The sequence below is a fragment of the Pseudomonas sp. E6002 genome, from assembly GCF_013385565.1.
Classification (GTDB): Bacteria; Pseudomonadota; Gammaproteobacteria; order Pseudomonadales; family Pseudomonadaceae; genus Aquipseudomonas.
The window spans coordinates 162813-186979 of sequence record NZ_JACAPT010000023.1; the positions used below are offsets into that span (position 1 = coordinate 162813).

Annotated in this window: 25 protein-coding genes; 14 read left to right on the forward strand and 11 right to left on the reverse strand. The window is 61.2% G+C overall.

The genetic code is table 11. From position 1 onward, the window contains the following. The first annotated feature begins 17 nt into the window (after positions 1–17). Complete coding sequence (locus HX815_RS19385) at positions 18–917, forward strand: DMT family transporter (RefSeq protein WP_177028731.1); 900 nt, start codon at positions 18–20, stop codon at positions 915–917. A gap of 160 nt (positions 918–1077) precedes the next feature. Then, entirely contained in the window at positions 1078–1407 is a 330-nt protein-coding gene (locus tag HX815_RS19390) for a YXWGXW repeat-containing protein (RefSeq protein WP_023659079.1), read from the forward strand. Positions 1408–1422: 15 nt separating this feature from the next. Here HX815_RS19390 and HX815_RS19395 read toward each other — a convergent pair whose 3' ends face one another. The 3 genes from HX815_RS19395 to HX815_RS19405 form a co-directional block, all read right to left on the reverse strand. Then, entirely contained in the window at positions 1423–1797 is a 375-nt protein-coding gene (locus HX815_RS19395; protein WP_032899669.1) for a hypothetical protein, read from the reverse strand. A gap of 74 nt (positions 1798–1871) precedes the next feature. Then, positions 1872–2267 carry a PIN domain-containing protein gene (locus tag HX815_RS19400; protein ID WP_003218874.1) on the reverse strand — a complete coding sequence of 132 codons (396 nt, stop codon included), beginning with the start codon at positions 2265–2267 and terminating at the stop codon, positions 1872–1874. Beyond that, positions 2264–2578 (reverse strand): AbrB/MazE/SpoVT family DNA-binding domain-containing protein, encoded by a 315-nt coding sequence (locus HX815_RS19405; RefSeq protein WP_003218872.1) that lies wholly within the window; start codon positions 2576–2578, stop codon positions 2264–2266. The genes HX815_RS19400 and HX815_RS19405 overlap by 4 nt, the downstream gene beginning before the upstream one ends. Positions 2579–2676: 98 nt before the next feature. On the opposite strand from HX815_RS19405, the gene HX815_RS19410 reads away from it, so the two are divergent. Next, positions 2677–3069, forward strand: coding sequence for a RidA family protein (locus HX815_RS19410; RefSeq protein WP_003218870.1), 393 nt, complete (start codon positions 2677–2679; stop codon positions 3067–3069). A gap of 1 nt (position 3070) precedes the next feature. Here HX815_RS19410 and ppnN read toward each other — a convergent pair whose 3' ends face one another. Next, positions 3071–4444: a nucleotide 5'-monophosphate nucleosidase PpnN gene (ppnN, locus tag HX815_RS19415; protein ID WP_003218868.1), complete on the reverse strand. Its 1374-nt coding sequence runs from the start codon at positions 4442–4444 to the stop codon at positions 3071–3073. Between the two features lie 147 nt (positions 4445–4591). Continuing rightward, entirely contained in the window at positions 4592–5416 is an 825-nt protein-coding gene (locus HX815_RS19420; protein ID WP_177008102.1) for an aspartyl/asparaginyl beta-hydroxylase domain-containing protein, read from the reverse strand. A gap of 384 nt (positions 5417–5800) precedes the next feature. Here HX815_RS19420 and fabV point away from each other — a divergent pair, with 384 nt between their 5' ends. Next, positions 5801–6994 carry an enoyl-ACP reductase FabV gene (fabV, locus tag HX815_RS19425; protein WP_003218863.1) on the forward strand — a complete coding sequence of 398 codons (1194 nt, stop codon included), beginning with the start codon at positions 5801–5803 and terminating at the stop codon, positions 6992–6994. A gap of 100 nt (positions 6995–7094) precedes the next feature. Then, positions 7095–7718, forward strand: coding sequence for an HAD family phosphatase (locus tag HX815_RS19430; protein WP_102605621.1), 624 nt, complete (start codon positions 7095–7097; stop codon positions 7716–7718). Here HX815_RS19430 and HX815_RS19435 read toward each other — a convergent pair. Further along, on the reverse strand, positions 7715–8620 hold the full coding sequence (locus HX815_RS19435; protein WP_102368413.1) for a LysR family transcriptional regulator: 906 nt from the start codon (positions 8618–8620) through the stop codon (positions 7715–7717). The genes HX815_RS19430 and HX815_RS19435 overlap by 4 nt on opposite strands. A gap of 103 nt (positions 8621–8723) precedes the next feature. Here HX815_RS19435 and HX815_RS19440 point away from each other — a divergent pair, with 103 nt between their 5' ends. Beyond that, entirely contained in the window at positions 8724–9893 is a 1170-nt protein-coding gene (locus HX815_RS19440) for an aspartate aminotransferase family protein (protein WP_102368414.1), read from the forward strand. Between the two features lie 65 nt (positions 9894–9958). Here the strand turns inward: HX815_RS19440 and punR are convergent, their stop codons facing one another. Continuing rightward, positions 9959–10891, reverse strand: a complete 933-nt coding sequence (punR, locus tag HX815_RS19445; protein WP_003218855.1) for a DNA-binding transcriptional activator PunR — start codon at positions 10889–10891, stop codon at positions 9959–9961. 122 nt (positions 10892–11013) lie between these two features. Between punR and punC the strand changes: the two genes are divergently transcribed. Continuing rightward, complete coding sequence (punC, locus tag HX815_RS19450) at positions 11014–12207, forward strand: purine nucleoside transporter PunC (protein ID WP_177028732.1); 1194 nt, start codon at positions 11014–11016, stop codon at positions 12205–12207. Here punC and HX815_RS19455 read toward each other — a convergent pair. Both HX815_RS19455 and HX815_RS19460 read right to left on the reverse strand, forming a co-directional pair. Further along, positions 12204–13037, reverse strand: coding sequence for a nucleoside-binding protein (locus tag HX815_RS19455; protein ID WP_177028733.1), 834 nt, complete (start codon positions 13035–13037; stop codon positions 12204–12206). The genes punC and HX815_RS19455 overlap by 4 nt on opposite strands. Before the next feature lie 144 nt (positions 13038–13181). Further along, positions 13182–14132: a LysR family transcriptional regulator gene (locus HX815_RS19460; RefSeq protein ID WP_177022873.1), complete on the reverse strand. Its 951-nt coding sequence runs from the start codon at positions 14130–14132 to the stop codon at positions 13182–13184. 172 nt (positions 14133–14304) lie between these two features. On the opposite strand from HX815_RS19460, the gene HX815_RS19465 reads away from it, so the two are divergent. Next, entirely contained in the window at positions 14305–15816 is a 1512-nt protein-coding gene (locus HX815_RS19465; protein ID WP_177008099.1) for a nucleobase:cation symporter-2 family protein, read from the forward strand. Between the two features lie 116 nt (positions 15817–15932). On the opposite strand, the gene HX815_RS19470 is transcribed toward HX815_RS19465, so the two are convergent. Continuing rightward, on the reverse strand, positions 15933–16865 hold the full coding sequence (locus HX815_RS19470; RefSeq protein ID WP_177028734.1) for a proline iminopeptidase-family hydrolase: 933 nt from the start codon (positions 16863–16865) through the stop codon (positions 15933–15935). Between the two features lie 94 nt (positions 16866–16959). Continuing rightward, positions 16960–17724 carry a LuxR family transcriptional regulator gene (locus HX815_RS19475; protein WP_008437673.1) on the reverse strand — a complete coding sequence of 255 codons (765 nt, stop codon included), beginning with the start codon at positions 17722–17724 and terminating at the stop codon, positions 16960–16962. 182 nt (positions 17725–17906) lie between these two features. Between HX815_RS19475 and HX815_RS19480 the strand changes: the two genes are divergently transcribed. Genes HX815_RS19480 through HX815_RS19505 form a run of 6 tightly spaced genes read left to right on the forward strand, consistent with a single transcriptional unit; the run spans position 17907 to position 24086 of the window. Then, positions 17907–18794, forward strand: coding sequence for a proline iminopeptidase-family hydrolase (locus HX815_RS19480; protein WP_008437674.1), 888 nt, complete (start codon positions 17907–17909; stop codon positions 18792–18794). A 3-nt stretch (positions 18795–18797) separates the two neighbouring features. Continuing rightward, positions 18798–19745, forward strand: coding sequence for an ABC transporter permease (locus HX815_RS19485; RefSeq protein WP_177028735.1), 948 nt, complete (start codon positions 18798–18800; stop codon positions 19743–19745). Continuing rightward, positions 19742–20599: an ABC transporter permease gene (locus HX815_RS19490; protein WP_003218837.1), complete on the forward strand. Its 858-nt coding sequence runs from the start codon at positions 19742–19744 to the stop codon at positions 20597–20599. Before HX815_RS19485 ends, HX815_RS19490 begins: the two co-directional genes overlap by 4 nt. Beyond that, positions 20596–21552 carry an ABC transporter ATP-binding protein gene (locus HX815_RS19495; RefSeq protein WP_102368420.1) on the forward strand — a complete coding sequence of 319 codons (957 nt, stop codon included), beginning with the start codon at positions 20596–20598 and terminating at the stop codon, positions 21550–21552. The genes HX815_RS19490 and HX815_RS19495 overlap by 4 nt, the downstream gene beginning before the upstream one ends. Further along, entirely contained in the window at positions 21549–22520 is a 972-nt protein-coding gene (locus HX815_RS19500) for an ABC transporter ATP-binding protein (RefSeq protein ID WP_087693677.1), read from the forward strand. Before HX815_RS19495 ends, HX815_RS19500 begins: the two co-directional genes overlap by 4 nt. A 51-nt stretch (positions 22521–22571) precedes the next feature. Next, positions 22572–24086 carry an ABC transporter substrate-binding protein gene (locus tag HX815_RS19505; protein WP_177028736.1) on the forward strand — a complete coding sequence of 505 codons (1515 nt, stop codon included), beginning with the start codon at positions 22572–22574 and terminating at the stop codon, positions 24084–24086. The last annotated feature ends 81 nt before the right edge of the window (positions 24087–24167 follow it).

Sequence of the window (24167 nt, forward strand, 5' to 3'; positions counted from 1 at the left end):
AGCGAACCGGAGGCTCAATGAAGCGATCAACCGTGGGGCGGCTGCTGTTACAGGCGGTGTTCGTGCTGTCGTGGAGTTCGGGGTTTATCGGCGCGAAACTGGCGACCCGGAGTGATGGCGTGTTCAACGTGCTGTTCTGGCGTTTCTTGCTGGTGTCGTTGTGCCTGGCGCTGTTTTTGAACGTGCGGCTGCTGAAGGTTTCCTGGGCACAGATCCGCCATCACGCGGTGGTGGGTTTCCTCTCGCAGTTTCTCTATTTGACCTGTGTCTACGTGGCGATCCAGAACGGTTTGCCGCCGGGGATTGCGGCGATCATCGCGGCCCTGCAGCCATTGATGACGGCGGCGCTGTCATCGGGTAGCCACGCCGAACGCAGCGGCGGCTGGCAGTGGCTGGGGTTGATGATCGGTTTTGCCGGCGTGTCGATCGTCATCTTCGGGCAATACCGCAACAGCGGGGCCGAAGTCGGGTGGGTCATGTATGCATTGCCCCTGGTGTCGGCACTCGGTCTGACCGTGGCCACGCTGTACGAACGGCGGGCGGCCCGCACTGACTCCGGCGGCCTGAGCCTGGCGTTGTTTGTCCAGTCGTTGCTGACCTTGATCGGCTTTGCTGCAGCGGTGCTGTACACCGATACGCTGAGCATTCCGCGGACCCCCGACGTATTGATCTCCATCGTTTGGCTGACGGTGTTCTCTACTTTCGTGGCTTACCTGAGCCTGTGGATGTTGTTGCGCGTAATGACGGCTACCCATGTGGCGACATTGGTGTACCTGGAGCCTCCCGTGACACTGGTGTGGGCGGCACTGATGTTTGGCGATGAGATTCATGCGTCGACATATGCAGGGATCGCCGTGGTGGTGGCCGGGCTGATTCTGGTGCGACTGAAACAGCCGGTCGCAGTCTGTGCCTCTTGAAAAGGTCAGTTTTTCTTTACCTGCTGTCTGCCCGTGGGTTCAGCAAGCTGACAGTTGGCACCTGTTAAAAAGTCTTATGGCCAAGCAGGAGCGCGGCTGGAACAAGGGGGCATTTTTTTTACCGGTATAAACGCTGGGCGGTTACGCCCGAGGATTCTGTATGTTGTTACGTTATGCGGCATTGGCGGCTTTGGTCGTCGCGGCTTCCGGGTGTGTAGAGGAGCGGGTCGTGCATGATCGACGACCGGTGCAGCGTGAATATGTAGAAGTCGTCGCGCCGCAACCGCCGCCGGTGCAGGTCATCGAGGTCGAGCCCGAAGGGCGGCCAGGTTACCTGTGGTCGCGTGGCTACTGGCGTTGGGAAGGCGGGCGCTATGTGGCGGTTCACGGCCACTGGGAGCCGGTACGGCCAGGTTATCGTTATGTTCACCCGCATTGGGAGCAGCGTAACGACGGCTATCACTGGCAGGGCGGCGGTTGGGTTCGCTGACCGTTATCCGATGGCTTAAATCGGCTTCTTCGTACCCAGAAGCCGAACTTCCCTGAGCAGCGCCGCGCCCAACTGGCCGGTGCCAAGCTCCTTGTAACCTACCGCTTTAACATCGCCATTCTCTTCCGCCTGGATGAGGATCACCGGTGTTTCCTTGCCGGTGCCTTCGTCGACATGCATGGCGTACTGCGGGATATCCAGCTTGATCGGCGTGCCTGCCGCCTTGCCCTTCACATTGATCAGAAACGCCGCACAACCGGTATCCACATCCTGACTGGTAGCGGAGCGACCGCTGACGAAGCAGGTGTCGGGCAGGTCGGGCCAGGCGATGGCTTCGGCGAGGGTCAATGGGGACGTTAATGCCAGGCCGGCGAGAAAAAGCGTGCGCACGTTGGTCTTGTCTCTGGATAAAGTCAGTAAGGGCATTTTCTACCAAAGCCTTGACGCTTCTGCAACGCGACGCCTCAGGTCAGCCGCCGCATGCCGGTAGCCTTGGCCGCGCTGACATCAAATGTCGCCGTATATTCACAGCCTGCTGCGTGGGCGCAGCGTTCAATCAGGCAGTCGGCGAAATCGGCCCTGGTGCTTGTAAATCGCCGGAGTGCCTGCCAGATAACGTCGGCGTGCTCTACGGTCAGTTCGCGGGTACGCAGCAGCGTCTCCAGGACCGCAACCACTTCACTCTTGGCTGACTGGTAACTGGACTGCAGGACCCACACCAATTCCACTACTGAAACCAGGCTGACAAAACCCGGCGAGGCAGTGGTGAGCGACTCGATCAGTCTGGATGCCTTTGGCGATTGGACGGGATCATCCTGGGTGACGTAACGCACCAGCACATTGGTATCCAGTCCAATCATCGTGCTTTGGCTCCCTGTGCAGCGATGGCCAGGTTCATTTCTTCGATGCTGACGGGCTTGGCGGGTTTGCGGATCAGCCCTTTGAGGTCCAACACAGTCTTGCTGGCCGCGATGATCGCAAACTTGCCCTCTTCCATTTCGACGAATTCGACCCGGTCGCCAGTGTTCAGCCCAAGTGCGGCCCTGACTTGAACGGGAATGGTTATTTGGCCTTTTGAAGTGAGTGTGGCGGTAGCCATGTTGAAAGCCTCTCTCGTGATACTCCTTACCTTAGGGTAAGGAATAGTGGAGGGCAAGATCCATTGGTCCATAGGTTACTCATCTGGCGTGGGTGGGTCGGAACAGGTAAAACGATAGTCCGAACGTTTCCCGTCGACACGCCTGAAACCAGCCTTAAGAGATACAACATATGACCGACCGCCACCTCATCATCCCCACCTCCATGCACCCCATCGTCGAGCGCGCCGGCTACGTCCCGGCCGTAAAAGTCGGCAAGACCCTGTACTGCGCAGGGCAGGTGGGCCGCACGGAACACCTGGAAGTCATCACCGATCCCGAGGCACAGTTCGTCGCCGCCTGGGAGAGCCTGCGCCTGGTATTGGAGGAGGGGGGCTGTACGTTTGAAGACGTGGTCGACATGACCACCTACCACGTGAACATGAGCGAGCACATGGCGGTTTTCCGTGAAGTGAAAAACCGCCTGTTCCCTCGCGGGTTGTGCGCCTGGACGGTCATTGGCGTATCAGAACTGGCCAACCCAGGCTTGCTGCTGGAGATCAAGTGCGTAGCGGTTCAGCGCTGACTCACTGCACCACGCGGTAGCACGGCACGTAGGCGGCGCCGCCTGGCAGTTTCATCCGGTGCTGCTCTACGAACGCCTTCAGCAACTCATCCAGCGGTTTCATGATCGCCGGGTCGCCATGAATCTCATACGGCCCGTTCTGCTCGATCAGGCGGATGCCCTTGTCCTTGACGTTGCCCGCCACAATCCCCGAGAACGCCCGGCGCAGGTTGGCCGCCAGTTCATGGGGCGGCAGCGCGTGGCTCAGTTGCAGGCTGGCCATGTTGGCGTGGGTCGGGTCGAACGGGCGCTGGAAGCCCTCGTCGATCTTCAGCAGCCAGTTGAAGTGGAACGCGTCGTTGCGCTCGCGGCGGAACTGTTTGACCGCTTTCAAGCCGACGGTCATCTGCCGTGCCACCTCAGCCGGGTCATCAATGATGATCTGGTAATGAGCCTGCGCCGCTTCGCCCAGGGTCGCGCCGACAAACGCGTGCAGCTGTTGCAGGTACGGCGCGGCGTGTTTCGGCCCGGTGAGGATCACCGGGAACGGCACGTCGCGGTTGTCCGGGTGCATCAGGATGCCCAGCAGGTACAGGAACTCTTCGGCGGTGCCGGCGCCGCCCGGGAAGATGATGATGCCGTGGCCGACGCGCACGAAGGCTTCCAGGCGCTTTTCGATGTCCGGCAAAATCACCAGCTCATTGACGATCGGGTTCGGCGCCTCGGCGGCGATGATCCCCGGTTCGGTCAGGCCCAGGTAGCGCCCGCCGGTAATGCGTTGCTTGGCGTGGGAAATGGTCGCGCCCTTCATCGGGCCTTTCATCACGCCGGGGCCGCAGCCGGTGCATACGTCGAGGCTGCGCAGGCCGAGCTCGTGGCCGACTTTCTTGGTGTATTTGTATTCTTCGGTATTGATCGAGTGCCCGCCCCAGCACACCACGATCTTCGGCTCGACGCCCGGGCGCAGGGTGCGGGCGTTGCGCAGCAGGTGGAACACGTAGTCGGTGATGCCCTGGGAGCTGCTCAGGTCGATGCGCTGGCTGTCCAGTTCGTTTTCGGTGTAGACGATGTCACGCAGGGCGCTGAACAGCATCTCCCGGGTACTGGCGATCATTTCACCATCGACGAACGCGTCAGCCGGTGCATTCAACAGTTCCAGGCGCACGCCACGGTCCTGCTGGTGGATGCGCACTTCGAAATCTTTATAGGCGTCGAGGATGGTCTTGGCGTTGTCGATGTGCGCGCCGGTGTTGAGGATGGCCAGGGCGCATTGACGGAAGAGGGTGTAGATGCTGCCGGTACCGGCTTCGCTCAGTTGCTGGACTTCACGTTGCGACAGCGTTTCAAGGCTGCCTTTAGGGCTTACGGAGGCATTGATGACTTGTCTTTGGGGCATTCTGATTCCCTGAAAGCACAGCCACCGGACCAGGCATGGCCAGTGGCTTGAGGATAGTGCGCGCCGTTTTCGGTCGCATTGGACTGGCATTTTCCCCGGCACTGGAGCCGAGCGCAAACACCGTCGCGCACCATCATGCCGCAGAAGTTACTGAATCAGCTTCCAGTTTTTGTAGAAAAACCGACGCAGGGTAAAGACTGCTCCGGCAAAGGCCGCGATCAGGCCGTTGAGCACCGACGGCACCAGGGTTGGCCGCACGATGTCGATGAACAGGCAGTAGCGCTTGGCGTCGTTCTTGTTGAAGGAGGCATGCATCAGCGTGTCATCGAAGATAAACAGCGGATCATCGTGCCAGTAGTGTTTGTGCTTGCCGACCTGGATGTAGACGCCGTCGTGATGGGGCGCCGGTGCCATGTTGTAGAGCACGCGGAACATCATGCGCAGCGGGCCGAAGTGAAACGAGGTGGAACGGTTTTCGTTGAATACCGACACGCCGATGGTTTTCACGTAGGGCAGTTTTTCCCGCAGTTGCGGGATATCCAGGGTGGTCTCGATCGGGCGGCCGTACCATTGGAAAAACAGCATGCCGCGTTTTTTCTCGGCCATGCGCTCGTCCAGGTACTGGATGATCTCGTCTTTGTTGGCCATGGCGTCGTCGATCACCTTTTGCAGGTCTTCGCGCCAGGCCGGCGGCAGGTCGTTCATTTTATAAACGTGGCGATTGCGCTGGCTCAACAGGTCAAACAGCGTGTTGAACGGCGCCAGCAACCAGGTATTGCGGCCGTTGCCGATGAAATACTTCTTGATGGTCGCGCCGTCGTACAGGCCATTGCGCAGGAAATCGTACAGGCCGCAGAACACCACCAGCAGCAGAAACACCAGGGTGGTCTTGGGGAAGCAATAAATGAACAGCAAGACGCCAAGGACCCAGGCGGCGGACGCCAGGCGTTTGCGGATGACACTCTTACTCATGAAACTGGGCTCCATCAGACGGTTTTCGATTGCTTCAAAACCGTCCGCGGTTGACTGGCAGGCCAGGCAAAGGAGTCAGTCAACCCGTGGGCATCATGCCCGAGCCGAAACATATCGAAATAATATGGTCATGATAGGGTGTTATCGCCCTCACGTGGCGTTTTAAATGCTGGAAATTTGTGAAGTCACTGCACAGATTTTTACCGCTGTCCCCCTAAAATGCCTCGGCGGATGGCCAGGCTGGCGGTGTTGCGGATAGCATTTTGTGAACAGAAGATTTGCGACTATCGTGACGCTTCGGTTTTCCGGGCGTCATAGACCCGTACGATTGACGCTGTAATGGCCACCATTGGCCTTCGGCACCTTGGAAGAGGCAGAAATTTTATGATCATCAAACCGCGGGTTCGTGGCTTTATCTGTGTGACCGCTCACCCGGTTGGCTGTGAAGCGAATGTCAAAGAGCAGATCGACTACGTGACCGAACACGGTGCCATTGAAGGCGGCCCGAAAAAGGTGCTGGTCCTCGGGGCTTCCACCGGCTACGGCCTGGCCGCGCGCATCAGCGCTGCCTTTGGCTGCGGCGCCGACACCCTGGGCGTGTTTTTTGAGAAAGAAGGCGAAGAAGGCAAGCTCAGCTCTGCCGGCTGGTACAACAGCGCCGCCTTCGAGAAGTTTGCGCTGGAAAAAGGCCTGTACGCCAAGAGCATCAACGGCGATGCGTTCTCGGACGAGATCAAGCGCCTGACCATCGAAACCATCAAGAAAGACCTCGGCAAGATCGACCTGGTGGTCTACAGCCTGGCCGCGCCACGCCGTACCGACCCGCAAGGCGTGGTGCACAACTCCACCCTGAAGCCGATCGGCAAGGCTGTGACCCTGCGCGGCATCAACACCGACAAGGGCGTCGTGGTCGACACCACCCTCGAGCCGGCCACCCAGGAAGAAATCGACGGCACCGTGAAAGTCATGGGCGGCGAAGACTGGCAGCTGTGGATCGACGCCCTGCGTGACGCCGACGTGTTGGCCGAAGGCGCCAAGACCACTGCGTTCACCTACCTCGGCGAGAAGCTGACCCAGGACATCTACTGGAACGGCTCCATCGGCGAAGCCAAGAAGGACCTGGACAAGAAAGTCCTGACCCTGCGCGAAAACCTCGCGGCGCTGAAAGGCGACGCCCGTGTGTCGGTACTCAAGGCTGTGGTTACCCAGGCCAGCTCGGCGATCCCGATCATGCCGCTGTACCTGTCGTTGCTGTTTAAAGTGATGAAAGAGCAGGGCACCCACGAAGGGTGCATCGAGCAGGTCTACGGCCTGTTCAAGGACAGCCTGTATGGCAAAGAGCCCAAGCTCGACGCCGACGGCCGCCTGCGTGCCGACCTCGCGGAACTTGAGCCTAAGGTCCAGGACGCGGTAGCGGCCCTGTGGAATCAGGTCTCCGATGACAACGTCAACGAGATCAGCGATTTTGCCGGCTACAAGGCGGAATTCCTGCGCCTGTTCGGTTTCGAGATCGACGGCGTGGACTACGACGCTGACGTGAATCCGACCGTGAAGATCAAGGGCCTGATTCAGGCTTAAGCGCTTGCGGTAACGAAGAAGCGGCCTCCAGGGGCCGCTTTTTTGTGCGCGTCATGCCAGACTGCGGCCGTTATCACACCCACGCTAACGGAGGATCTACATGACGATTCGTGCAGTCGTTTTTGATTTCGGCGGTGTCCTGTTCGACTGGAACCCGCACCATCTCTACCGCCAGCTGATTACCGACGACCGGGAGCGGCAACGGTTCCTGGACACCGTCTGCACCCAGGCCTGGAACACCGAGCAGGACGCCGGGCGCAGTCTGGCTGAGGGCACCCGCGCGCTGATCGCCGAACATCCGCAGCACGAGCCTTTGATTCAGGCGTACTACGACCGCTGGCACGAGATGCTGCGTGGTTCATTGCCGGAGGGCGTGGCGATACTCGAAGCGTTGCATGAGGCGAAGATGCCGCTGTTCGGCCTGACCAACTGGTCCGCCGAGACCTTTCCCTATGCCCGCGCCCACTATCCCTTCCTGCAGTATTTTCGCGACATTGTGGTGTCCGGCGAAATCAAGCTGATCAAGCCCGATCCTGCTATTTACCACGCCAGCCTGGCGCAGGTGCGCGCCCATTTGCCGGATATCCAGCCGGGTGAAGTGGTGTTTATTGACGACGTAGCCGGCAATACCGAGGCGGCTACTGCGCTGGGTTGGCAGGGGATTCACCACGTGTCTGCCGCGCAGACCCGGGAGCGCTTGATCGAGCTGGGGGTGAGCCTCTAGCGCGCCCATTTCTCCATGACGAAATCCACGAACGCCCGCAGCTTGGGCAGGCGATAGCGGTCCTGGGCGTACAGCAAATGCATGGGCCGGCTGGGCAGTTGGTAGTCCGTCAGTAATGCCACCAGTTTCCCGGCCCGCAGGTCTGGCTCGACCAGGGCGTCAGGCAGCATCACGATGCCCATGCCTTCCAGGGCAGCCTGGCGCAAGGCCTGCGAACTGTTGATGGTCAATGAGCCGGAAACCGGAATTTCCACTTCGCCCTCTGCGCCGCGCATTCGCCACAACTTGTCGGCGTTGCGCCAATCGTCGGTCGCCGGGTAAGCGAACGCCAGGCAGTCATGTTGCTGCAGATCATCGGGGCGTTGAGGTGTGCCACGGCGCGCCAGGTACTCCGCAGAGGCGCAGAGGGTGATGGTGTAATCCTGCATGGGGCGGGCAATCAGGCTTGGCGCGTCCAGGTCGCCCAAGCGGATGGCCACGTCGAAGCCGCTGTCGACCATGTCCATCCGCTGGTTGCTCAGCACCACGTACAGCTTGATCTGTGGGTAGCGCTGGGAAAATTCGCTGAGCGCCGGTGCCAGGCGTTCGGTGCCAAAGGCCGGTGGTGCGGTGATCCGCAGCAGGCCCTTGGGTACGTCACTGTTGGCTTGTTCGGCCATCTGCTCGGAGTCGGCCACCAGGCCCAGCACCTCCAGGCAACGCTGGTAATAAATCCCGCCAAACTCGGTCAGGCTTTGCTTGCGCGTGGTGCGCTTGAGCAGGCTGACCCCCAGCCTTTGTTCCAGCGCGCGCAGGTGATTGCCGACCATGGTGGTGGACATGCCGCACGCCTGCGCTGCCGCCGTCATGCTGCCGGCTTCCACCACTTTTACGTACACCGTCATCGCCTGGAACAGATCCATTATCAAGCCCTGATTTAAAGTGATCGCAGTGTTGTGCAGTTTATCCAGCTCGGGTGGCTAACGATACTGGTGCCATCACTACGATGCACTGGAGCCTGATGCCATGACCGCCGCCTGCCTGATGACCACTTATCAACCGTCGCCCCTGAGCTTTACCCGAGGCCTTGGCACGCGCCTGTGGGACCAGCAGGGCCGTGAATACCTGGATGCGGTGGCAGGTGTGGCGGTGACCAACGTCGGTCATTCCCACCCGCGGCTGGTAGCGGCCATCAGTGAGCAGGCCGGTTTGCTGCTGCACACCTCCAACCTCTATAGCATCGACTGGCAGCAGCGCCTGGCCCAGCGCCTCACCCGGCTCTCCGGGCTGGACCAGGCGTTCTTCAACAACTCCGGTGCCGAAGCCAACGAAACGGCGCTGAAGCTGGCCCGGCTGCATGGCTGGAAAAAGGGTATCGAACAGCCGCTGGTGGTGGTGATGGAGAATGCCTTTCACGGGCGCACCCTGGGCACCCTGTCCGCCAGCGACGGGCCTTCCGTGCGGTTGGGATTTCAAAAACTGCCGGGGGACTTTATCAAGGTCGGCTTCGGTGACTTGAAGGCACTGGAGGCCGTGACCCGGGAGTTTGGCCCGCGCATTGTTGCGGTGCTGCTTGAGCCGATCCAGGGCGAAAGCGGCGTGCAAGTCGCGCCGCCGGGCTATCTGAAAGCCTTGCGCGAGCACTGCACCCGGCAAGGCTGGTTGTTGATGCTCGATGAGATCCAGACCGGGATCGGCCGTACAGGTCGCTGGTTTGCCTTCCAGCATGAAGGCATCGTGCCGGACGTGATGACTTTGGCCAAAGGCCTCGGCAACGGTGTGCCGATTGGCGCGTGCCTGGCCCGGGCCGCTGTTGCGCAACTGTTTACCCCCGGCAGCCACGGCAGCACCTTCGGCGGCAACCCGCTGGCCTGCCGTGTCGGTTGTACGGTGCTGGAGATCATCGAAGAACAAGGCCTGCTGGACAACGCGGCGCAACAGGGTGAGCGGCTGCTGGCGCGCCTGCGGGTGGAATTGAACGAGCATCCCCAGGTGCTGGCGATTCGCGGGCAAGGGCTGATGATCGGCATCGAACTGGCAACGCCTCAGCGCGACCTGGCCCACCGTGCGGCGCAAGAGCATGGCCTGCTGATCAACGTCACGCGGGGCAAGATCATCCGCCTGCTGCCGCCGCTGACCATCGATGCCAAGGAAGTGGAGATGATCGTGCGCGCACTTTCCCGGCTTCTGGACTAAACACGGATGAGGCTGACGCGGAGCGTCACTGGCTGCATTCCCACGCAGAGCGTGGGAACGATCAGTCAAACGGGGTAGCCGGAGCCCACCTGCACCCCGTTCAGCCATTCCTGATTCAGGGTCTCGGTATCCCCCAGGTAATCCAGCAACCAGGCCATGGCCGGCGACAGTTTGTTCTGTGCCCAGGCCACGCACGACGGGCTGGCAGGGAAGGGCCGGGACAGTTGCAGGGCGCTCAGCTCGCCGCGCTCGATCCACGGCTGCACCAGGTGCGCCGGTGCCATGCCGACGCACAAGCCGTCCCGCAGGCAATCAATCGCCGAAGCCCAGTGCGGCACCACCAAACGACGCTGGTTATCCAGGGTCCAGGTGTCGCGCTTGGGCAGGTTGCGCGAGGTGTCGGTCATGCACAGGGAGGCGAAGGGCCGCAGTTGGTCATCGCTGAGCAGGCCTTCGACCGCTGCCAGCGGATGCCGGCTGCTGACCACGCACAGCCAGTTCAGCAGGCCCATGTCACGAAATGTGAATTGACTGGCCACCGGCACCGCGCTGGTGGCGCCGATCACGATATCGGTGCGGTCATCGGCCAGGGCATCCCACACCCCGTTGTACACCTCGTAATCCAACAGCAATTCCACCTCCGGGAACTGCCGATAGAAATCCAGTACCAACTGCCGGCAGCGCTGCTGTTTAACGATGGAGTCCACCGCGACTTTCAACTGGCCACTCCAGCCATTTGCCACTTGCTGGCACAGCCGGCGGGTGCCGAGCATTTTTTTCATGACGCCGCGGGCTTCGTCGATGAACAATTTACCCGCGGGTGTCAGCTCCACATCCCGATGCCGTCGGACGAACAGCGGCACCGCCAGCCATTCTTCGAGTTGCCGCACGGTGTAGCTGATGGCTGACGGCACGCGGTGCAGTTCCTGGGCGGCGGCGCTGAAGCTGCCGTGGCGGGCCACTGCATCCACCACATCCAGGGAATATTCAGACCACATGGGGTTTGCCTTCAAAATTATTGATAAGAGTGTCCAATTATTATCGCTTCACAGGGATTTGCTCAGCTTCATAATAGGCGCCAGTCAGCAAATAGTTTGATGGCAGGTTATACAAGGCTTCAATGAAAAATTCTTTTGGATTCACCTGGTACCTGGCGGGGCTGAGCATGCTCGGCTATCTGGCCATGGATATGTACTTGCCGGCGTTTGGCGCCATGGGCGAGCAGCTGCAGATTTCCCCCGGCGCGGTGGGCGCGAGCCTGAGCATTTTCCTCGCTGGCTTTGCCGTCGGGCAGTTGCTGTGGGGGCCGCTGTCCGACCGGTTGGGACGCAAGCCGGTGCTGCTTACGGGCCTTTCACTGTTTGTGCTCGGCTGCCTGGGGATGTTCTGGGTCGAGACCGCACCGCAGCTGTTGGCCTTGCGTTTTGTCCAGGCGATTGGCGTGTGTTCCGCCGCTGTCAGTTGGCAGGCGCTGGTGATCGACCGCTACCCGGCGGAAAAGGCCCATCGGGTGTTCGCCGGCATCATGCCGCTGATGTCACTGTCTCCGGCCCTGGCGCCATTGCTGGGAGCGCTGATGCTGAATCACTGGGGCTGGCAGGCGATCTTCGGTGTGTTGTTGGTGGTTTCGCTGCTCCTGCTGCTGCCTACGTTGTTTCTCAGGCCGCTGCCGAAACGCCTGACAACCGGCGGCGAACCGTCCCGACTCGGCTATGGGCAATTGCTCAAGTCGCGGGTGTTCACCGGCAACATGATGATCTTTGCCGCATGCTCGGCCAGTTTCTTCGCCTGGCTTACCGCCTCGCCGTTCATCCTTGGCGGGATGGGCTACAGCCCGAATGACATCGGCTTGAGCTACGTATTGCCGACGCTGTCGTTCCTGATCGGTGGCTACAGTTGCCGCAGTGCGTTGCAGCGGTTCCAGGGCAAGACTTTGTTGCCGTGGCTGCTGCTGGCGTATTGCATCAGCATGGTCGCGCTGTACCTCGTCGCGACCTTGACCGTGCCGACGCTCGCCACCTTGCTGATTCCGTTCTGCCTGATGGCCCTGGTCAATGGCGCCAGCTACCCGATCGTGGTGGCGAATGCACTGATGCCGTTTGCGGAAAATTCCGGCAAGGCGGCGGCATTGCAGAACACCTTGCAGTTGGGGTTGTGCTTCCTGGCGAGCCTGATCGTGTCGTCGATGATCGACCAGCCGCTGTTGATCACTGCGATCGTGATGCTGGCGACCGCGCCATTGGCCGTGTTGGGCTACTGGCTGGCGCGACCGAAGGTCGACGATGGCGATGCCGACCTGGTGCGCGCCCGCTAGAACGTCACTTCCATGTTCACCGTCGGCGTTGACGTGCGGCTACCCCGGCCGCCGTCCACGCCGAACTTGTTATGCCAATACTCATAGCCGACGCCCAGGTAGAGATTGGGCTTGACGCCTTTGCCCGGACGCACCGCCACCATCAGCGCGGTGCGCATCAGGGTTTCCGGCGCGGTGTCGCGGCCATGGAAGTCTTCGCCCTTTTCCCCGACGTGATTGATAAACCCCTGAAACTTCGCCCCGTGGTTGCCGATCTCGAAAGGCCGCATCCAGGTCAGGTTGAGCATGTAGGTATCGTCGAAGGTGTGATCGGGTTCTTTCGCGCCAGGGATGCCGGAATGGTTTCTTTCCTTGTAGTACATCAGGCTCAGGTCCAGCACGCCGACGGTGTTGAACTTCAAGGTCGGGCCAATCACCAGCGCACGTTTTTTCGCCGACGCCAGGTTGTTGTTGCGGTTAGCATCAAAGCCGAAGGTCAGTGCGTAATCCTTGATCACCCCGGTGCCCAGCGGCACATCGAATACCCGTGAGGCGTACAGCTGGTGCCGGTACACCGCATACACTTCGCTGCCGCCGTGGTCGGTGCCCTTGCGTGGGTCGCGGCTGTCCGACAGGAACACATCGAGGTTCAGGTAGTTGCTGCCGTACTGGTAGCCGCTGGCGTGGGTGAAGCTGTAGATGCGCTTGCTGAATTCATCCGGGTTGTTCGGGTTGGTGAACTGCTGGCCGTAGCGAAATCCCAGGCTGTTGTTCATCCATTCCAGCGCGACAGCCTCCCCGCCGCCGAACAGGGTGAGTAATACGGTTGCGCCGTGCAGTGCCTTTTTCATTGTTTTAATTCCTTTGGCGTTTTGGCTCATGGCGACCGCGCAAGGGTCGCCGGGCGCAGTATCGGCACATCCGTTGTGGGTTCCAAAGAACAGAATCTCGCCTGGGCCGATGCCGAAACGGCAGCACTGAAGCTGGCCTGAGAGTCAGGAAATACGTGGCGCCGAGGGCGTTTCCTGATGTTCGCGCAAGTTGATTTCTTCACTGAGCAGATGGGCCATGGCTTGCACCGCCATCGGCAAGTCCCGGTCTTTGCGGGCGTACAGGCCCAGGTCGCTGAAGATCCCGCCCTGGTCGCTGAGCGGAATGTGCAGCAGTTCGCCGCGGGCTAAATCTACCTCCACGCCAATGCGCGTCTGGAACGCGATGCCCAGTTGCTGGCGCGCCAGTTGCCGGGCCAGCTCCATCGAGTTGCTGTGCAGCAATGGCTTGTTCGTCGCCGCCGAACGCTTGTGCAGCGGTGCGATCAGGTGGTGAACCGAGAGCTCGCTCTTGGCCTGGATCACCCCGTGTTCACAGCAGCGCGCGTAACTCACGCTGCTTTCACCGGCCAACGGATGCCCCGGTGCCATCAACGCCCCCAGGCGGAAATGGCCGACACACACCTGGATGGTTTCGCTGCTGCGCGGTAAGGCAAAGGCCAACCCCAGGTCAGCCTGGCCGTTGACCACCGCACCGGGAATCGATTGCGAACCTTGTACCGTGACGCCAATGGTCACTTTCGGATAACGCTCACGCATGCGCTTGAGGGCGGCGGGCAGCAGCTCCACAGTGGCGCCTTCCACCGTGGCGATTTCCACGTGGCCGGTCTGCACACCGTTCAAGCCATCCAGTTCACCGCGCACGCGCTCCACGTCCTGCAACAGGAAACTCACGTGGCGGGTCAGGATTTCCCCGGCCGCCGTCAGGCGCAGGCCGCCGGGCAGGCGCTCGAACAGCGCCGCGCCCACCTCGTCTTCCAGCTTGAGGATCTGCCGGTTCACCGCCGAAGACGCCACGTTCAGGCGGCGCGCGGCTTCGCGGATCGAGTGGCAGCGGCGAACCATGTCGAAGTAGTAAATCGCCGGGGCGTGGATGCGCAGCTTGCGGTTGAGCATTTTTTTCAAGTCCTTGTGCGCAGCGCTTCGAGCCACGGGGCAGGGCGGCTGAATGGATTTTTGTAACGGCGTTCAGGGTGTTCTTGTGAAAATGATTGTATACAACTCTATGGACATCCAATCTTTCTATTGCATACAGTGAGTGCACAACAAAAACAGAGAACCCCTCACCATGACTATCCCGAAGACGTCACCGCAGCGGCCAGAAGATGAGAATCTCGGCGTCGCGGCCAACATGGCTTACGGCCTGCAGCATGTGCTCACCATGTACGGCGGCATCGTGGCTGTACCGTTGATCGTCGGCCAGGCGGCCGGGTTGTCGCCGGCCGATATTGGCCTGCTGATCGCTGCCTCGCTGTTTGCCGGAGGCCTGGCTACGCTGTTGCAAACCCTGGGCCTGCCGTTTTTCGGCTGCCAGTTGCCGCTGGTGCAAGGGGTGTCCTTTGCCGGGGTGGCGACCATGGTGGCGATTGTTGGCAGCGACGGCGCGGGTGGCATCCCGGCGATTCTCGGGGCGGTGATGGCCGCCTCCCTGATAGGCCTGCTGATCACCCCGGTGTTCTCGCGAATCACCAAATTCTTCCCGCCGCTGGTTACCGGGATTGTGATCACTACCATCGGCCTGACGTTGATGCCCGTCGCCGCCCGCTGGGCCATGGGCGGCAACAGCCGCGCTGCAGATTTCGGCAGCATGCCGAACATCGGCCTGGCGGCGCTGACCCTGGTGCTGGTATTGCTGCTGAGCAAGATCGGCAGCGCGACCATCTCGCGACTGTCGATCCTGCTGGCGATGGTGATCGGCACGGTTATCGCGGTGTTCCTCGGCATGGCTGACTTCTCCAGCGTGACCCAGGGCCCGATGTTCGGCTTTCCCACACCCTTCCATTTCGGCATGCCAACCTTCCATCTCGCGGCGATCATTTCCATGTGCATCGTGGTGATGGTGACGCTGGTGGAAACCTCGGCGGACATTCTGGCAGTGGGTGAAATCATCGACACCAAGGTCGACTCCAAGCGCCTCGGCAATGGCCTGCGTGCGGATATGCTGTCGAGCATGTTTGCGCCGATCTTCGGCTCGTTCACCCAGAGCGCGTTTGCACAGAACGTCGGGCTTGTTGCGGTTACCGGGGTCAAGAGCCGTTATGTGGTCGCCACCGGTGGGATATTCCTGGTGATCCTCGGCCTGCTGCCGTTCATGGGGCGGGTGATTGCGGCAGTGCCGACTTCGGTGCTGGGCGGGGCCGGGATCGTGCTGTTCGGCACCGTGGCTGCCAGTGGTATCCGGACCTTGTCCAAGGTTGATTACCGCAACAACATGAACCTGATCATCGTCGCCACTTCCATCGGTTTTGGCATGATCCCGATTGCGGCCCCGAGTTTCTACGATCACTTCCCGAGCTGGTTCGCGACCATTTTCCACTCGGGGATCAGTTCGTCGGCGATCATGGCGATCCTGTTGAACCTGGCGTTCAACCACTTCACCGCGGGCAACTCGGACCAGCAGTCGGTGTTTGTCGCCGGGACGGAACGCAGCCTGTGCTTCCAGGATGTGGCGGCGTTGCGGGACGGTGATTACTTCAGCGGCGGCAAGCTGTTTGATGCCGAGGGCAAGGAAATTCCGTTGCTGGAGGAAGTGCCGAAGAAAGCGGCGGTGCACGGCAGGGCGCAGACCAGCGAGGTGTAACAGCCACAAAGAGTCCAATGTGGGAGCGGGCTTGCTCGCGAAGGCGGTGTGTCAGTCGCTAAATATGCTGACTGATCCACCGCCTTCGCGAGCAAGCCCGCTCCCACATTTTGATCTCAGCCAGTCTTGAGCGTTCTGTGGGGCACCGAACAAGCCTCATCCAAAAACTGCACCACCGTCCCCATGCACGCCTGTCGCTCTTCAACATGCGGCATGTGGCTGGAGTCTTCGAACAGCGCCCAGCGCACATCGGGAATCTCATCCAGGAACGGCTTGACCACCAGCGGCGTGGCCTCGTCATGGCGACCGGAAATCACCAGGGTCGGCACATTGACCTTCGACAGCCGGCCGATCACGTTCCAGTCTTTCAAGCTGCCAATCACATGGAATTCCGTCGGGCCGCTCATGGCGTGATACACCGTCGGGTCCGAATCCACCTGGGCGAATGTGCGGGCGACTTCTTCCGGCCACGGATTGACCCGGCACACGTGCTGGTCATAGAAAATCCGCGAGGCGGCCAGGTACTCAGGGTCCTGGTAGGTGCCGGCCTGTTCATGCTTGAGCAAGGTCTCGTGCACGCCTTCAGGCAGTAGCTTGCGCAGGCGGTTGGCCTCGGCAACCCAGGTACGCATGCAGGTCGGCGAGTTGGCCGGAATAAATGCACGCAGGCCCTTGGGTTGCAGGATGGCGTGTTCGCTGCCGAGCATGCCGCCCCAGGATTGACCCAGGATCGCGTAGTTGTTGCTGATCTGCAGATGGTCCAGCAGGTTGTCCAGTTCTTCGAGGAACAAGCCGACGGTCCAGAATGAAGGGTCTTTGTCAGGCAGGTGGGTGGAGCGGCCGTTGCCCAGTTGGTCGTAGTGAATGACCGCGTGGCCACTGGCGGCTACGTCCTTGTAGGCATCGACATAATCATGGGTACAACCCGGGCCACCATGGAGGATGACCAGCGGCGTGAGGCCGCTGTCCAGGTCGCCGGTTACCCGATACCAGGTCTGGTAGTCGCGAAAGGCCGCATAGCCTTCGCGGATTGTTTCGATGAATTCCATTTCGTGCCCTGCCCTGAGAAAAAGTGATCAGGTACACGATAGTCGGCACAGAAAGTTTAAGTAACTAGCAAAACAGCTAGGTTTTTCCTTCGGATCAGTCTTCCAGCAGCCGGTAATGAGTGGCCCGTACCACCGCTTGCACCCGGTTCTTGGCCCCCAGTTTGTGCATGGCCGACGCCAGGTGCAGGGTAACCACTGCCAGGGAGCGGCTCAATTGCGTGGCGATTTCGGCGGCGGTCAGGCCGTCGGCGGCCCATTTCAGGCATTCGCGCTCACGCTTGGTCAGGCGGATATGCGGGTAGGAGCGCAGTTCCTTGCTGAAAAGCGGGTAGGCCGCTTCCTGCAAGGCGTGGGTAATCAGGCTGAATTCCGACAGCGTCTGGCGGGCGTCCTGCAACACGGCGCTGGCCTTGCCGGTGCGCAGGCCGGTCAGCGAGGCGAAGCCGCCACGGGGCAAATGGATCGGCACGCTGACGCCGCAGGTCATCTGGCGGTCGTGCAAGTAGCTGGAAACCGGGGCGTGGCAGGGGTCGATGATTTTTTGCAGCGCGGTATCGGCCTTGGCCTCGTAGGACCACACAAATGGTGAAACCGTCGACAGTGCGAGGTGTTGCACCGGATCGATCTGATAAAAGCCGGAACTGCACCACAGGTTGTACCAGTCGGGCGGGGTATTGCGCAGTTGCAGCACAGAAGGGGTGATCAGTGCACCATTATGGTCAATGGGCACGGGGGTGTAGTCGTAGACCAACGCATCAAAACCCAGGTCCTGGGCCAATACGAGGGTGTTGTCCATCTGTTCATCCAGGCTCCTGCCGGGGATGAGACGGTCATTAAACGCAGTTAGCCTGGCCAGCATCCGTTCTGCTCCCGATTTCATTTGAATCTCGTCTTGCTGCAAGTAGAATGCCACGCCCCGGCGAAGGACTGCCAGACCAAACCTATAAGAATTACCAGGTTATGGACACGCGGCATCCTCGGTAGTGTTGGCCTCTAAACGGCCACTCTCCACAGGGCCGACACACAACAAGGAATGTATGCATGTGGCGTGAAATTGCCCCCGACCAGCGGTACAACGTGCAGGTCGATGGCCACAACCTCGTGGCCTATAGCTTTGGCGAAGGCGATGAGGTGTTGCTGTGCCTCAATGGCGGCCCTGGGCTGCCTTGCGACTACTTGCGCGACGCCCATGGCTGGCTCAAGGACAACGGCCTGCGAGTGGTTGCATTCGACCAGCTTGGCACGGGCGCTTCAGCCAGACCGACCGATGTTTCGCTGTGGGAAATCAGCCGTTATGTCGAAGAAGTCGAAACCGTGCGCCAGGCCCTTGGCCTTGGCCGCGTGCACTTGCTGGGGCATTCCTGGGGCGGATGGTTGGGCATCGAGTACGCCATTCACTACCCCGATGCGCTGAAAAGCCTGATCCTGGAAAACACCGTCGGCGACATTCCGCACCTGTCCCTCGAGCTGGAACGCCTGCGCGGCGCCCTGGGCAGCGAAACCGTGGCGATGATGCAACGCCATGAAGCCATGGGCACCCTCGATCACCCGCAGTACCAGGCCGCGATTACCTTGCTTAACTACCGCCACGTCTGCCGCCTGGACGAATGGCCGGCGCCGGTCCAGCGTTCCCTCGGCGACTGGAACATGGGGCCCTACGAAACCATGCAGGGCCCCAACGAGTTTCTCTACATCGGCAACCTCAAGGACTGGAACCGCATCCCCGAGATGGCCGAGTTCAAGATGCCGATACTGATCACCACCGGGCAGCACGACGAACTGACCCCGGCCTGCGCCATGCGCATGAAAAGCGCCGCCCGGCACGCCGAGCTGCACGTGTTCCCCAACAGCAGCCATATGCCGTTTTACGAAGAGCCCCAGGCATACTTCCCGGTGCTGCTGGACTTCCTCGCTCGTCATCGAGGCTGACGGATGAACCTGGCGCGTTACCGTTTTGTGCTGTCCCGGCCGCTGCAATTGCTGCCGGTGCTGTTTGGCATCAGCCTGATCACCTTTGTGCTGGTGCGCTCGATTCCCGGCGACCCGGCGCGGGCCCTGCTGGGTTCGCGCAGCACCCCGGACGCGTTGCTGAAGATCCGCGCCCAGTACGGCCTCGACCAGCCGCTGTGGCTGCAATATTTCTACTTCCTGAAAAACCTGCTCAAGGGCGACCTCGGCCAGTCACTGCTGTACAAGGTCGACGCGCTGAAACTGATCGTCACCCGCATCGAGCCGACCCTGTTCCTGGTGCTCGGCAGTGTGCTGCTGGCGCTGTTGATCGCCGTGCCGCTGGCCACCGTGGCCGCGCGTAATAAAGGTGGCTGGGCGGATAACCTGATCCGGCTGTTCACTACGGTGGGCCTGGGCATGCCGGCGTTCTGGCTGGGGTTGATGCTGATCCTGTTGCTCAGCGTGCAATGGGGCCTGTTCCCGGTCTCCGGGTATGGGCGCACCTGGCCGGACAAGGCGCACCACATGGTTCTGCCGTGCCTGACCATCGCCCTGGCGCTGTCGGCGGTGCTGGTGCGCAACCTGCGGGCGAGCATGTTGATGGAGTTGCAGGCTGACCACGTTACCGCCGCCCGGGCGCGCGGGTTGTCGGAGGCGGCGGTGTTTCGTCGTCATGTGCTGCCCAATTCCCTGGTGCCGGCGGTGAACCTGCTGGCGGTGAACATTGGCTGGCTGATCAGCGGCACGGTGGTGATCGAAAGCCTGTTTGCGATTCCCGGCATCGGCCAATTGCTGGTGCGCGGCATCTTCACCCGCGACTACATGGTGGTGCAGGGCGTGGCGATGGTGCTGGCCTGTGCCACCGTGCTGGTCAACTTTGTTGCCGATGTGGTGACGGTCACGCTGGACCCGCGAGTGAAGATGCAATGAGCAGCCGCCCATTGATCGCCCCGTGGCGCCTGCGCCTGCGCTTTGGTTTTCGCAATGGCCGGCTGACGGCGGCCTGGGGCCTGTTGATTCTGCTGACATGGCTGGCGCTGGCCGTGTTCGCCCCCTGGATCGCACCCTTTGACCCGATTGCGCAAAACACCGACATCAGTTTGCTGGGTCCGAGCCAGGCCCATCCATTTGGCACGGACAACTACGGGCGAGACATCCTTTCGAGGGTGATCTGGGGCGCACGCATCGACCTGCAACTGGCGGTGGTCGGGGTGATCTTTCCGTTCCTGATCGGCACCTTTGTCGGTGCGGTGTCTGGCTACATCGGCGGGCGTTTCGACAGCTTCTGCATGCGGGTGATCGACGTGATCCTCGCGTTCCCTTTCCTGGTGCTGATGCTGGCGATCATGGCCATTCTCGGCCCGGGTTTGAAAAGCTTTTACATCGCCATGGCGCTGGTGGGCTGGGTGTCCTACGCGCGGCTGATCCGCTCGCAGATCCTGGTGCTCAAGGAAAGCGACTTCGCCCTGGCCGCCAAAAGCCTGGGCTTTGGCCATGGGCGCATTCTATTCCGGCATTTGCTGCCCAACGCGATGTTCGGCTCGATTGTGTTCTCGATGTCTGACGCAGTGCTGGTGCTGCTCAATGGCGCAGCGGTCAGCTACCTCGGCCTGGGCGTACAACCGCCGACCGCCGAGTGGGGCACCATGGTTGCCGAAGGCCAGGCGTTCATCACTACTGCCTGGTGGATTTGCACCTTCCCGGGCCTGGCCATCGTGACCCTGGCCATGGGCTTCAGCCTGCTGGCCGATGGTGTGGCGCAAGTGCTGGGGGATCGCTCATGAGCCTGTTGCAGGTGCAGGACCTGAGCGTCATCGCCAATAACACCGGGCGCGACGTAACGTTGGTGGACCGGGTGTCGTTCGACCTGGCCGAAGGTGAAATCCTCGGCCTGGTGGGCGAAAGCGGTTCGGGCAAGACCATGGCCTGTCGCGGGCTGATGCGCTTGCTGCCGTCCCCGAGCCTGCGGGTGCAGGGCGGTTCGGTGCGCCTGGCGGGCCAGGACCTTCTGCAGCTGGATGACGCCGGCATGCGCGCGGTACGCGGTGGGCAACTTGGGATGATTTTCCAGAACCCCAGTAGCCACCTCGACCCGTTGATGCGCATCGGCGAGCAGATCGCCGAAGGCATCCGACTGCACCAGGGCGCGTCGAAAAAGGAGGCGCGCTTGCAGGCTATCGAAGTGCTGCGCCAGGTCGGCATTCCCGATCCCCAGGCGCGGATCGACAATTACCCCCACGAGTTTTCCGGCGGCATGCGCCAGCGGGCAATGATCGCGGTGGCCCTTGGCTGCAATCCCAAGGTGCTGATTGCCGACGAACCGACCACCGCCCTCGACGTGACCGTGCAAGCCCAGATTCTGCGGCTGTTGCTGGACCTGCGGGACCAGCGTGGCCTGTCGATCATCATGATCACTCACGACCTGGGCGTGGTGGCGCAAACCTGCGACTCCATCGCCGTGATGTACGCCGGGCGCCTGTGCGAACACGGCAGCAAATACGAGCTGCTGGCACACCCGCAACACCCTTACACCGCCGGCCTGATCGAGTGCCAGCCCGCCACCAGCAGCGGCCACGCCCTGTTGCGCACCATCGCCGGCCAACCGCCATTGCTCGACGCATTGCCCAAGGGCTGCCGGTTCAACCCGCGCTGCCCGCAAGTCGGCAGCTTGTGCACCGAGCTGCTGCCGGAAGGCGCGCGGGTGGCCTGTCACTATCCCCTGGGAGTTCGCCCATGACGTTGTTGCAGGTGAATGACCTTGAGGTGCGTTTTGCCGCCGCCGGCAGCGGCCTGTTCGGCCTGAATAAACAGTGGGTGAGGGCGGTCAACGGGGTGTCGTTGACCCTGGCCGCCGGTGAAACACTGGGTTTGGTGGGCGAGTCCGGCAGCGGCAAAAGCACATTGGGGAGGGCGATCCTGCACCTCAACCCCATCAGCGCCGGGCAGGTGGTGTTTGACGGCATCGACATGGCCCACGCCGGGCCGGTCGATATCGCCCGTTTGCGGCACGAGACGGCGATGATCTTCCAGGATCCCTACGCGGCCCTGAACCCGCGGCTGACCATCGGCGAAACCATTGCCGAAGTCCTGCGGGTGCAGCGCAAGGTGGCGCCAGAAAACATCCCACGCCGGGTCGACGAATTACTCGATCTGGTAGGCCTGCGCCCCGAGCTTGCCAGCCGCAAGCCTGGCTCCCTGAGCGGCGGCCAGTGCCAGCGCGTCGGCATTGCCCGGGCGCTGGCGGTGGAGCCGCGGCTGATCATCGCCGACGAATGCGTGGCTGCCCTGGATGTGTCGATCCAGGGCCAGATCATCAACCTGCTGCTGGAACTGCAACAGCGCATGAACCTGGCGATCCTGTTTATCGCCCACGACCTGGCCATCGTCCGCCGCCTGTGTGATCGGGTGGCGGTGATGTACCTGGGGAAAATCGTCGAGGAAGGCCCGGTGGAGGCAGTGTTCACCACGCCCCGTCACCCCTACACGGCGGCGTTGATCCAGGCGATCCCGGAGATTGATCCGTACCGCCCGCTGCCCAGCGAGCCCTTGCCGGGCGAGCCACCCAGCCCGTTGAGACTGCCCAGCGGTTGCGCCTTTCACCCGCGTTGCCGACATGCACGCGCCGTGTGTGCCGAGGTATTGCCGCCGACTCACGTTGTGCAAACGCATCGGTACAGTTGCGTGCTTGAAGAACCTTTGCTTTGAACCCTTCCTGCCGATCATGAACAACCGCCGTTATAGACAAGGAGTTATGACATGCAATCCCGTCACTTGAAGTTGCTCGCCGCCGCCACACTCACCGCCTGGTCGCTGACCGCCGGTATTGCCCACGCCGCAGGTGTGCTGACCATCGGTTGCCGCGAAGACAGCACCACGTTTGACCCGATCAAAAGCGCGCAGAACCGCGATACCTGGGTGTTCGCCAACGTCTACGACACCCTGGTACGCGTGGACAACCTGGGCACCAAGATGGAACCGGGGCTGGCCGAAAGCTGGGACATTTCCAAGGACGGCCTGACGTACACTTTCAAGCTGCGTGCCGCGAAGTTCTCGGATGGCTCGCCGATCACCGCCGACGACGCTGCCTTCAGCCTGTTGCGCATCCGCGACAACAAGGCCTCGCTGTGGAGCGACCCGTTCAGCCTGATCAACACCGCCAAGGCCAGCGACCCGCAAACCCTGGTAGTGACCTTGAAAACCCCGGCGGTGGCCTTCCTCTCGCAACTCGCTTCGCCGACGGTGTCGATCCTGTCGGAAAAAGCCATGACCAAGATGGGCGAAGACGCCTACTCGGAAAACCCTGTGACCTCCGGCGCGTTTACCGTGGACGAGTGGCGCAAGGGCGATCGGGTGATCCTGAAGAAGAACCCGAACTTCTGGCAAGCCAGTAACGTCAGCCTGGATGGCGTGGAGTGGGTGTCGGTCACCGACGACAACACCCGCATGCGCATGGTGCAGAACAACGAGCTGGACACGGCGATCTTCGTCCCGTTTTCCCGGGTTGAAGAGCTGAAAAAAGACAAGAACGTGGTGGTCCACTCCGACCCGTCCACCCGTGAAGATCACCTGTTGATCAACCACGCCCACGGCCTGCTGGCCAAGCCGGAAGTGCGCCAGGCGCTGGACATGGCCATCAATAAACAATCGCTGGTGAAAACCGCCACCTTCGGCCAGGGCACCGTGGCCTATTCCTACATCCCAAAAGGCTCGCTGTACCACTACGCCAACAACCTGCAACGCCCGTATGACCCGACCGAAGCCAAGAAACTGCTGGCGGCTGCCGGCGCCCAGGATTTGAAGCTCAACTACGTGGTCAACGCCGGCAACGAAGCCGACGAGCAGATTGCGGTGATGATCAAGGATCAACTGGCCAAGGTCGGTGTGACGGCCAACCTGCAAAAGGTTGACCCGACCCAAAGCTGGCAGATGCTGGTGGACGGTGATTACGATATTTCGGTGATGTACTGGACCAACGACATCCTCGACCCGGACCAGAAGACCACCTTCGTGCTGGGCCACGACACCAATCAGAACTACATGACCCGCTACAAGAACGACAAGGTCAAGGACCTGGTGGCCGCGGCGCGGATCGAGGCGGACCCGGTCAAGCGTGAGCAGATGTACGTCGACCTGCAGAAAATGGCGAAACAGGATGTGAACTGGATCGACCTGTACTACAGCCCGTACATCAACATCTCACGCAAGAACGTGAGCAACTTCCTGCAAAACCCGTTGGGGCGCTTCACGCTTGAGGAAGTGGTGAAGAACTAAGTTCTAGAGATCACCGCAATACAAATGTGGGAGCGGGCTTGCTCGCGAAGGCGGTGGATCAGTCGATATCTCTGTTGACTG

Bases quoted from the DNA above. Each gene is read 5' to 3' on its own strand.
- HX815_RS19490 (WP_003218837.1), top strand. From the start codon at position 19,742: ATGAGCAGCCGCCCATTGATCGCCCCGTGGCGCCTGCGCCTGCGCTTT.
- HX815_RS19470 (WP_177028734.1), bottom strand. From the start codon at position 16,865: ATGGAATTCATCGAAACAATCCGCGAAGGCTATGCGGCCTTTCGCGAC.
- HX815_RS19455 (WP_177028733.1), bottom strand. From the start codon at position 13,037: ATGAAAAAGGCACTGCACGGCGCAACCGTATTACTCACCCTGTTCGGC.
- HX815_RS19400 (WP_003218874.1), bottom strand. From the start codon at position 2,267: ATGATTGGACTGGATACCAATGTGCTGGTGCGTTACGTCACCCAGGAT.
- HX815_RS19505 (WP_177028736.1), top strand. From the start codon at position 22,572: ATGCAATCCCGTCACTTGAAGTTGCTCGCCGCCGCCACACTCACCGCC.
- HX815_RS19405 (WP_003218872.1), bottom strand. From the start codon at position 2,578: ATGGACCAATGGATCTTGCCCTCCACTATTCCTTACCCTAAGGTAAGG.
- HX815_RS19385 (WP_177028731.1), top strand. From the start codon at position 18: ATGAAGCGATCAACCGTGGGGCGGCTGCTGTTACAGGCGGTGTTCGTG.
- HX815_RS19460 (WP_177022873.1), bottom strand. From the start codon at position 14,132: ATGCTCAACCGCAAGCTGCGCATCCACGCCCCGGCGATTTACTACTTC.
- HX815_RS19410 (WP_003218870.1), top strand. From the start codon at position 2,677: ATGACCGACCGCCACCTCATCATCCCCACCTCCATGCACCCCATCGTC.
- HX815_RS19435 (WP_102368413.1), bottom strand. From the start codon at position 8,620: ATGGATCTGTTCCAGGCGATGACGGTGTACGTAAAAGTGGTGGAAGCC.
- HX815_RS19420 (WP_177008102.1), bottom strand. From the start codon at position 5,416: ATGAGTAAGAGTGTCATCCGCAAACGCCTGGCGTCCGCCGCCTGGGTC.
- HX815_RS19480 (WP_008437674.1), top strand. From the start codon at position 17,907: ATGTGGCGTGAAATTGCCCCCGACCAGCGGTACAACGTGCAGGTCGAT.
- HX815_RS19390 (WP_023659079.1), top strand. From the start codon at position 1,078: ATGTTGTTACGTTATGCGGCATTGGCGGCTTTGGTCGTCGCGGCTTCC.
- HX815_RS19465 (WP_177008099.1), top strand. From the start codon at position 14,305: ATGACTATCCCGAAGACGTCACCGCAGCGGCCAGAAGATGAGAATCTC.
- HX815_RS19495 (WP_102368420.1), top strand. From the start codon at position 20,596: ATGAGCCTGTTGCAGGTGCAGGACCTGAGCGTCATCGCCAATAACACC.
- HX815_RS19500 (WP_087693677.1), top strand. From the start codon at position 21,549: ATGACGTTGTTGCAGGTGAATGACCTTGAGGTGCGTTTTGCCGCCGCC.
- punC (WP_177028732.1), top strand. From the start codon at position 11,014: ATGAAAAATTCTTTTGGATTCACCTGGTACCTGGCGGGGCTGAGCATG.
- ppnN (WP_003218868.1), bottom strand. From the start codon at position 4,444: ATGCCCCAAAGACAAGTCATCAATGCCTCCGTAAGCCCTAAAGGCAGC.
- punR (WP_003218855.1), bottom strand. From the start codon at position 10,891: ATGTGGTCTGAATATTCCCTGGATGTGGTGGATGCAGTGGCCCGCCAC.
- HX815_RS19475 (WP_008437673.1), bottom strand. From the start codon at position 17,724: ATGCTGGCCAGGCTAACTGCGTTTAATGACCGTCTCATCCCCGGCAGG.
- HX815_RS19430 (WP_102605621.1), top strand. From the start codon at position 7,095: ATGACGATTCGTGCAGTCGTTTTTGATTTCGGCGGTGTCCTGTTCGAC.
- HX815_RS19485 (WP_177028735.1), top strand. From the start codon at position 18,798: ATGAACCTGGCGCGTTACCGTTTTGTGCTGTCCCGGCCGCTGCAATTG.
- fabV (WP_003218863.1), top strand. From the start codon at position 5,801: ATGATCATCAAACCGCGGGTTCGTGGCTTTATCTGTGTGACCGCTCAC.
- HX815_RS19440 (WP_102368414.1), top strand. From the start codon at position 8,724: ATGACCGCCGCCTGCCTGATGACCACTTATCAACCGTCGCCCCTGAGC.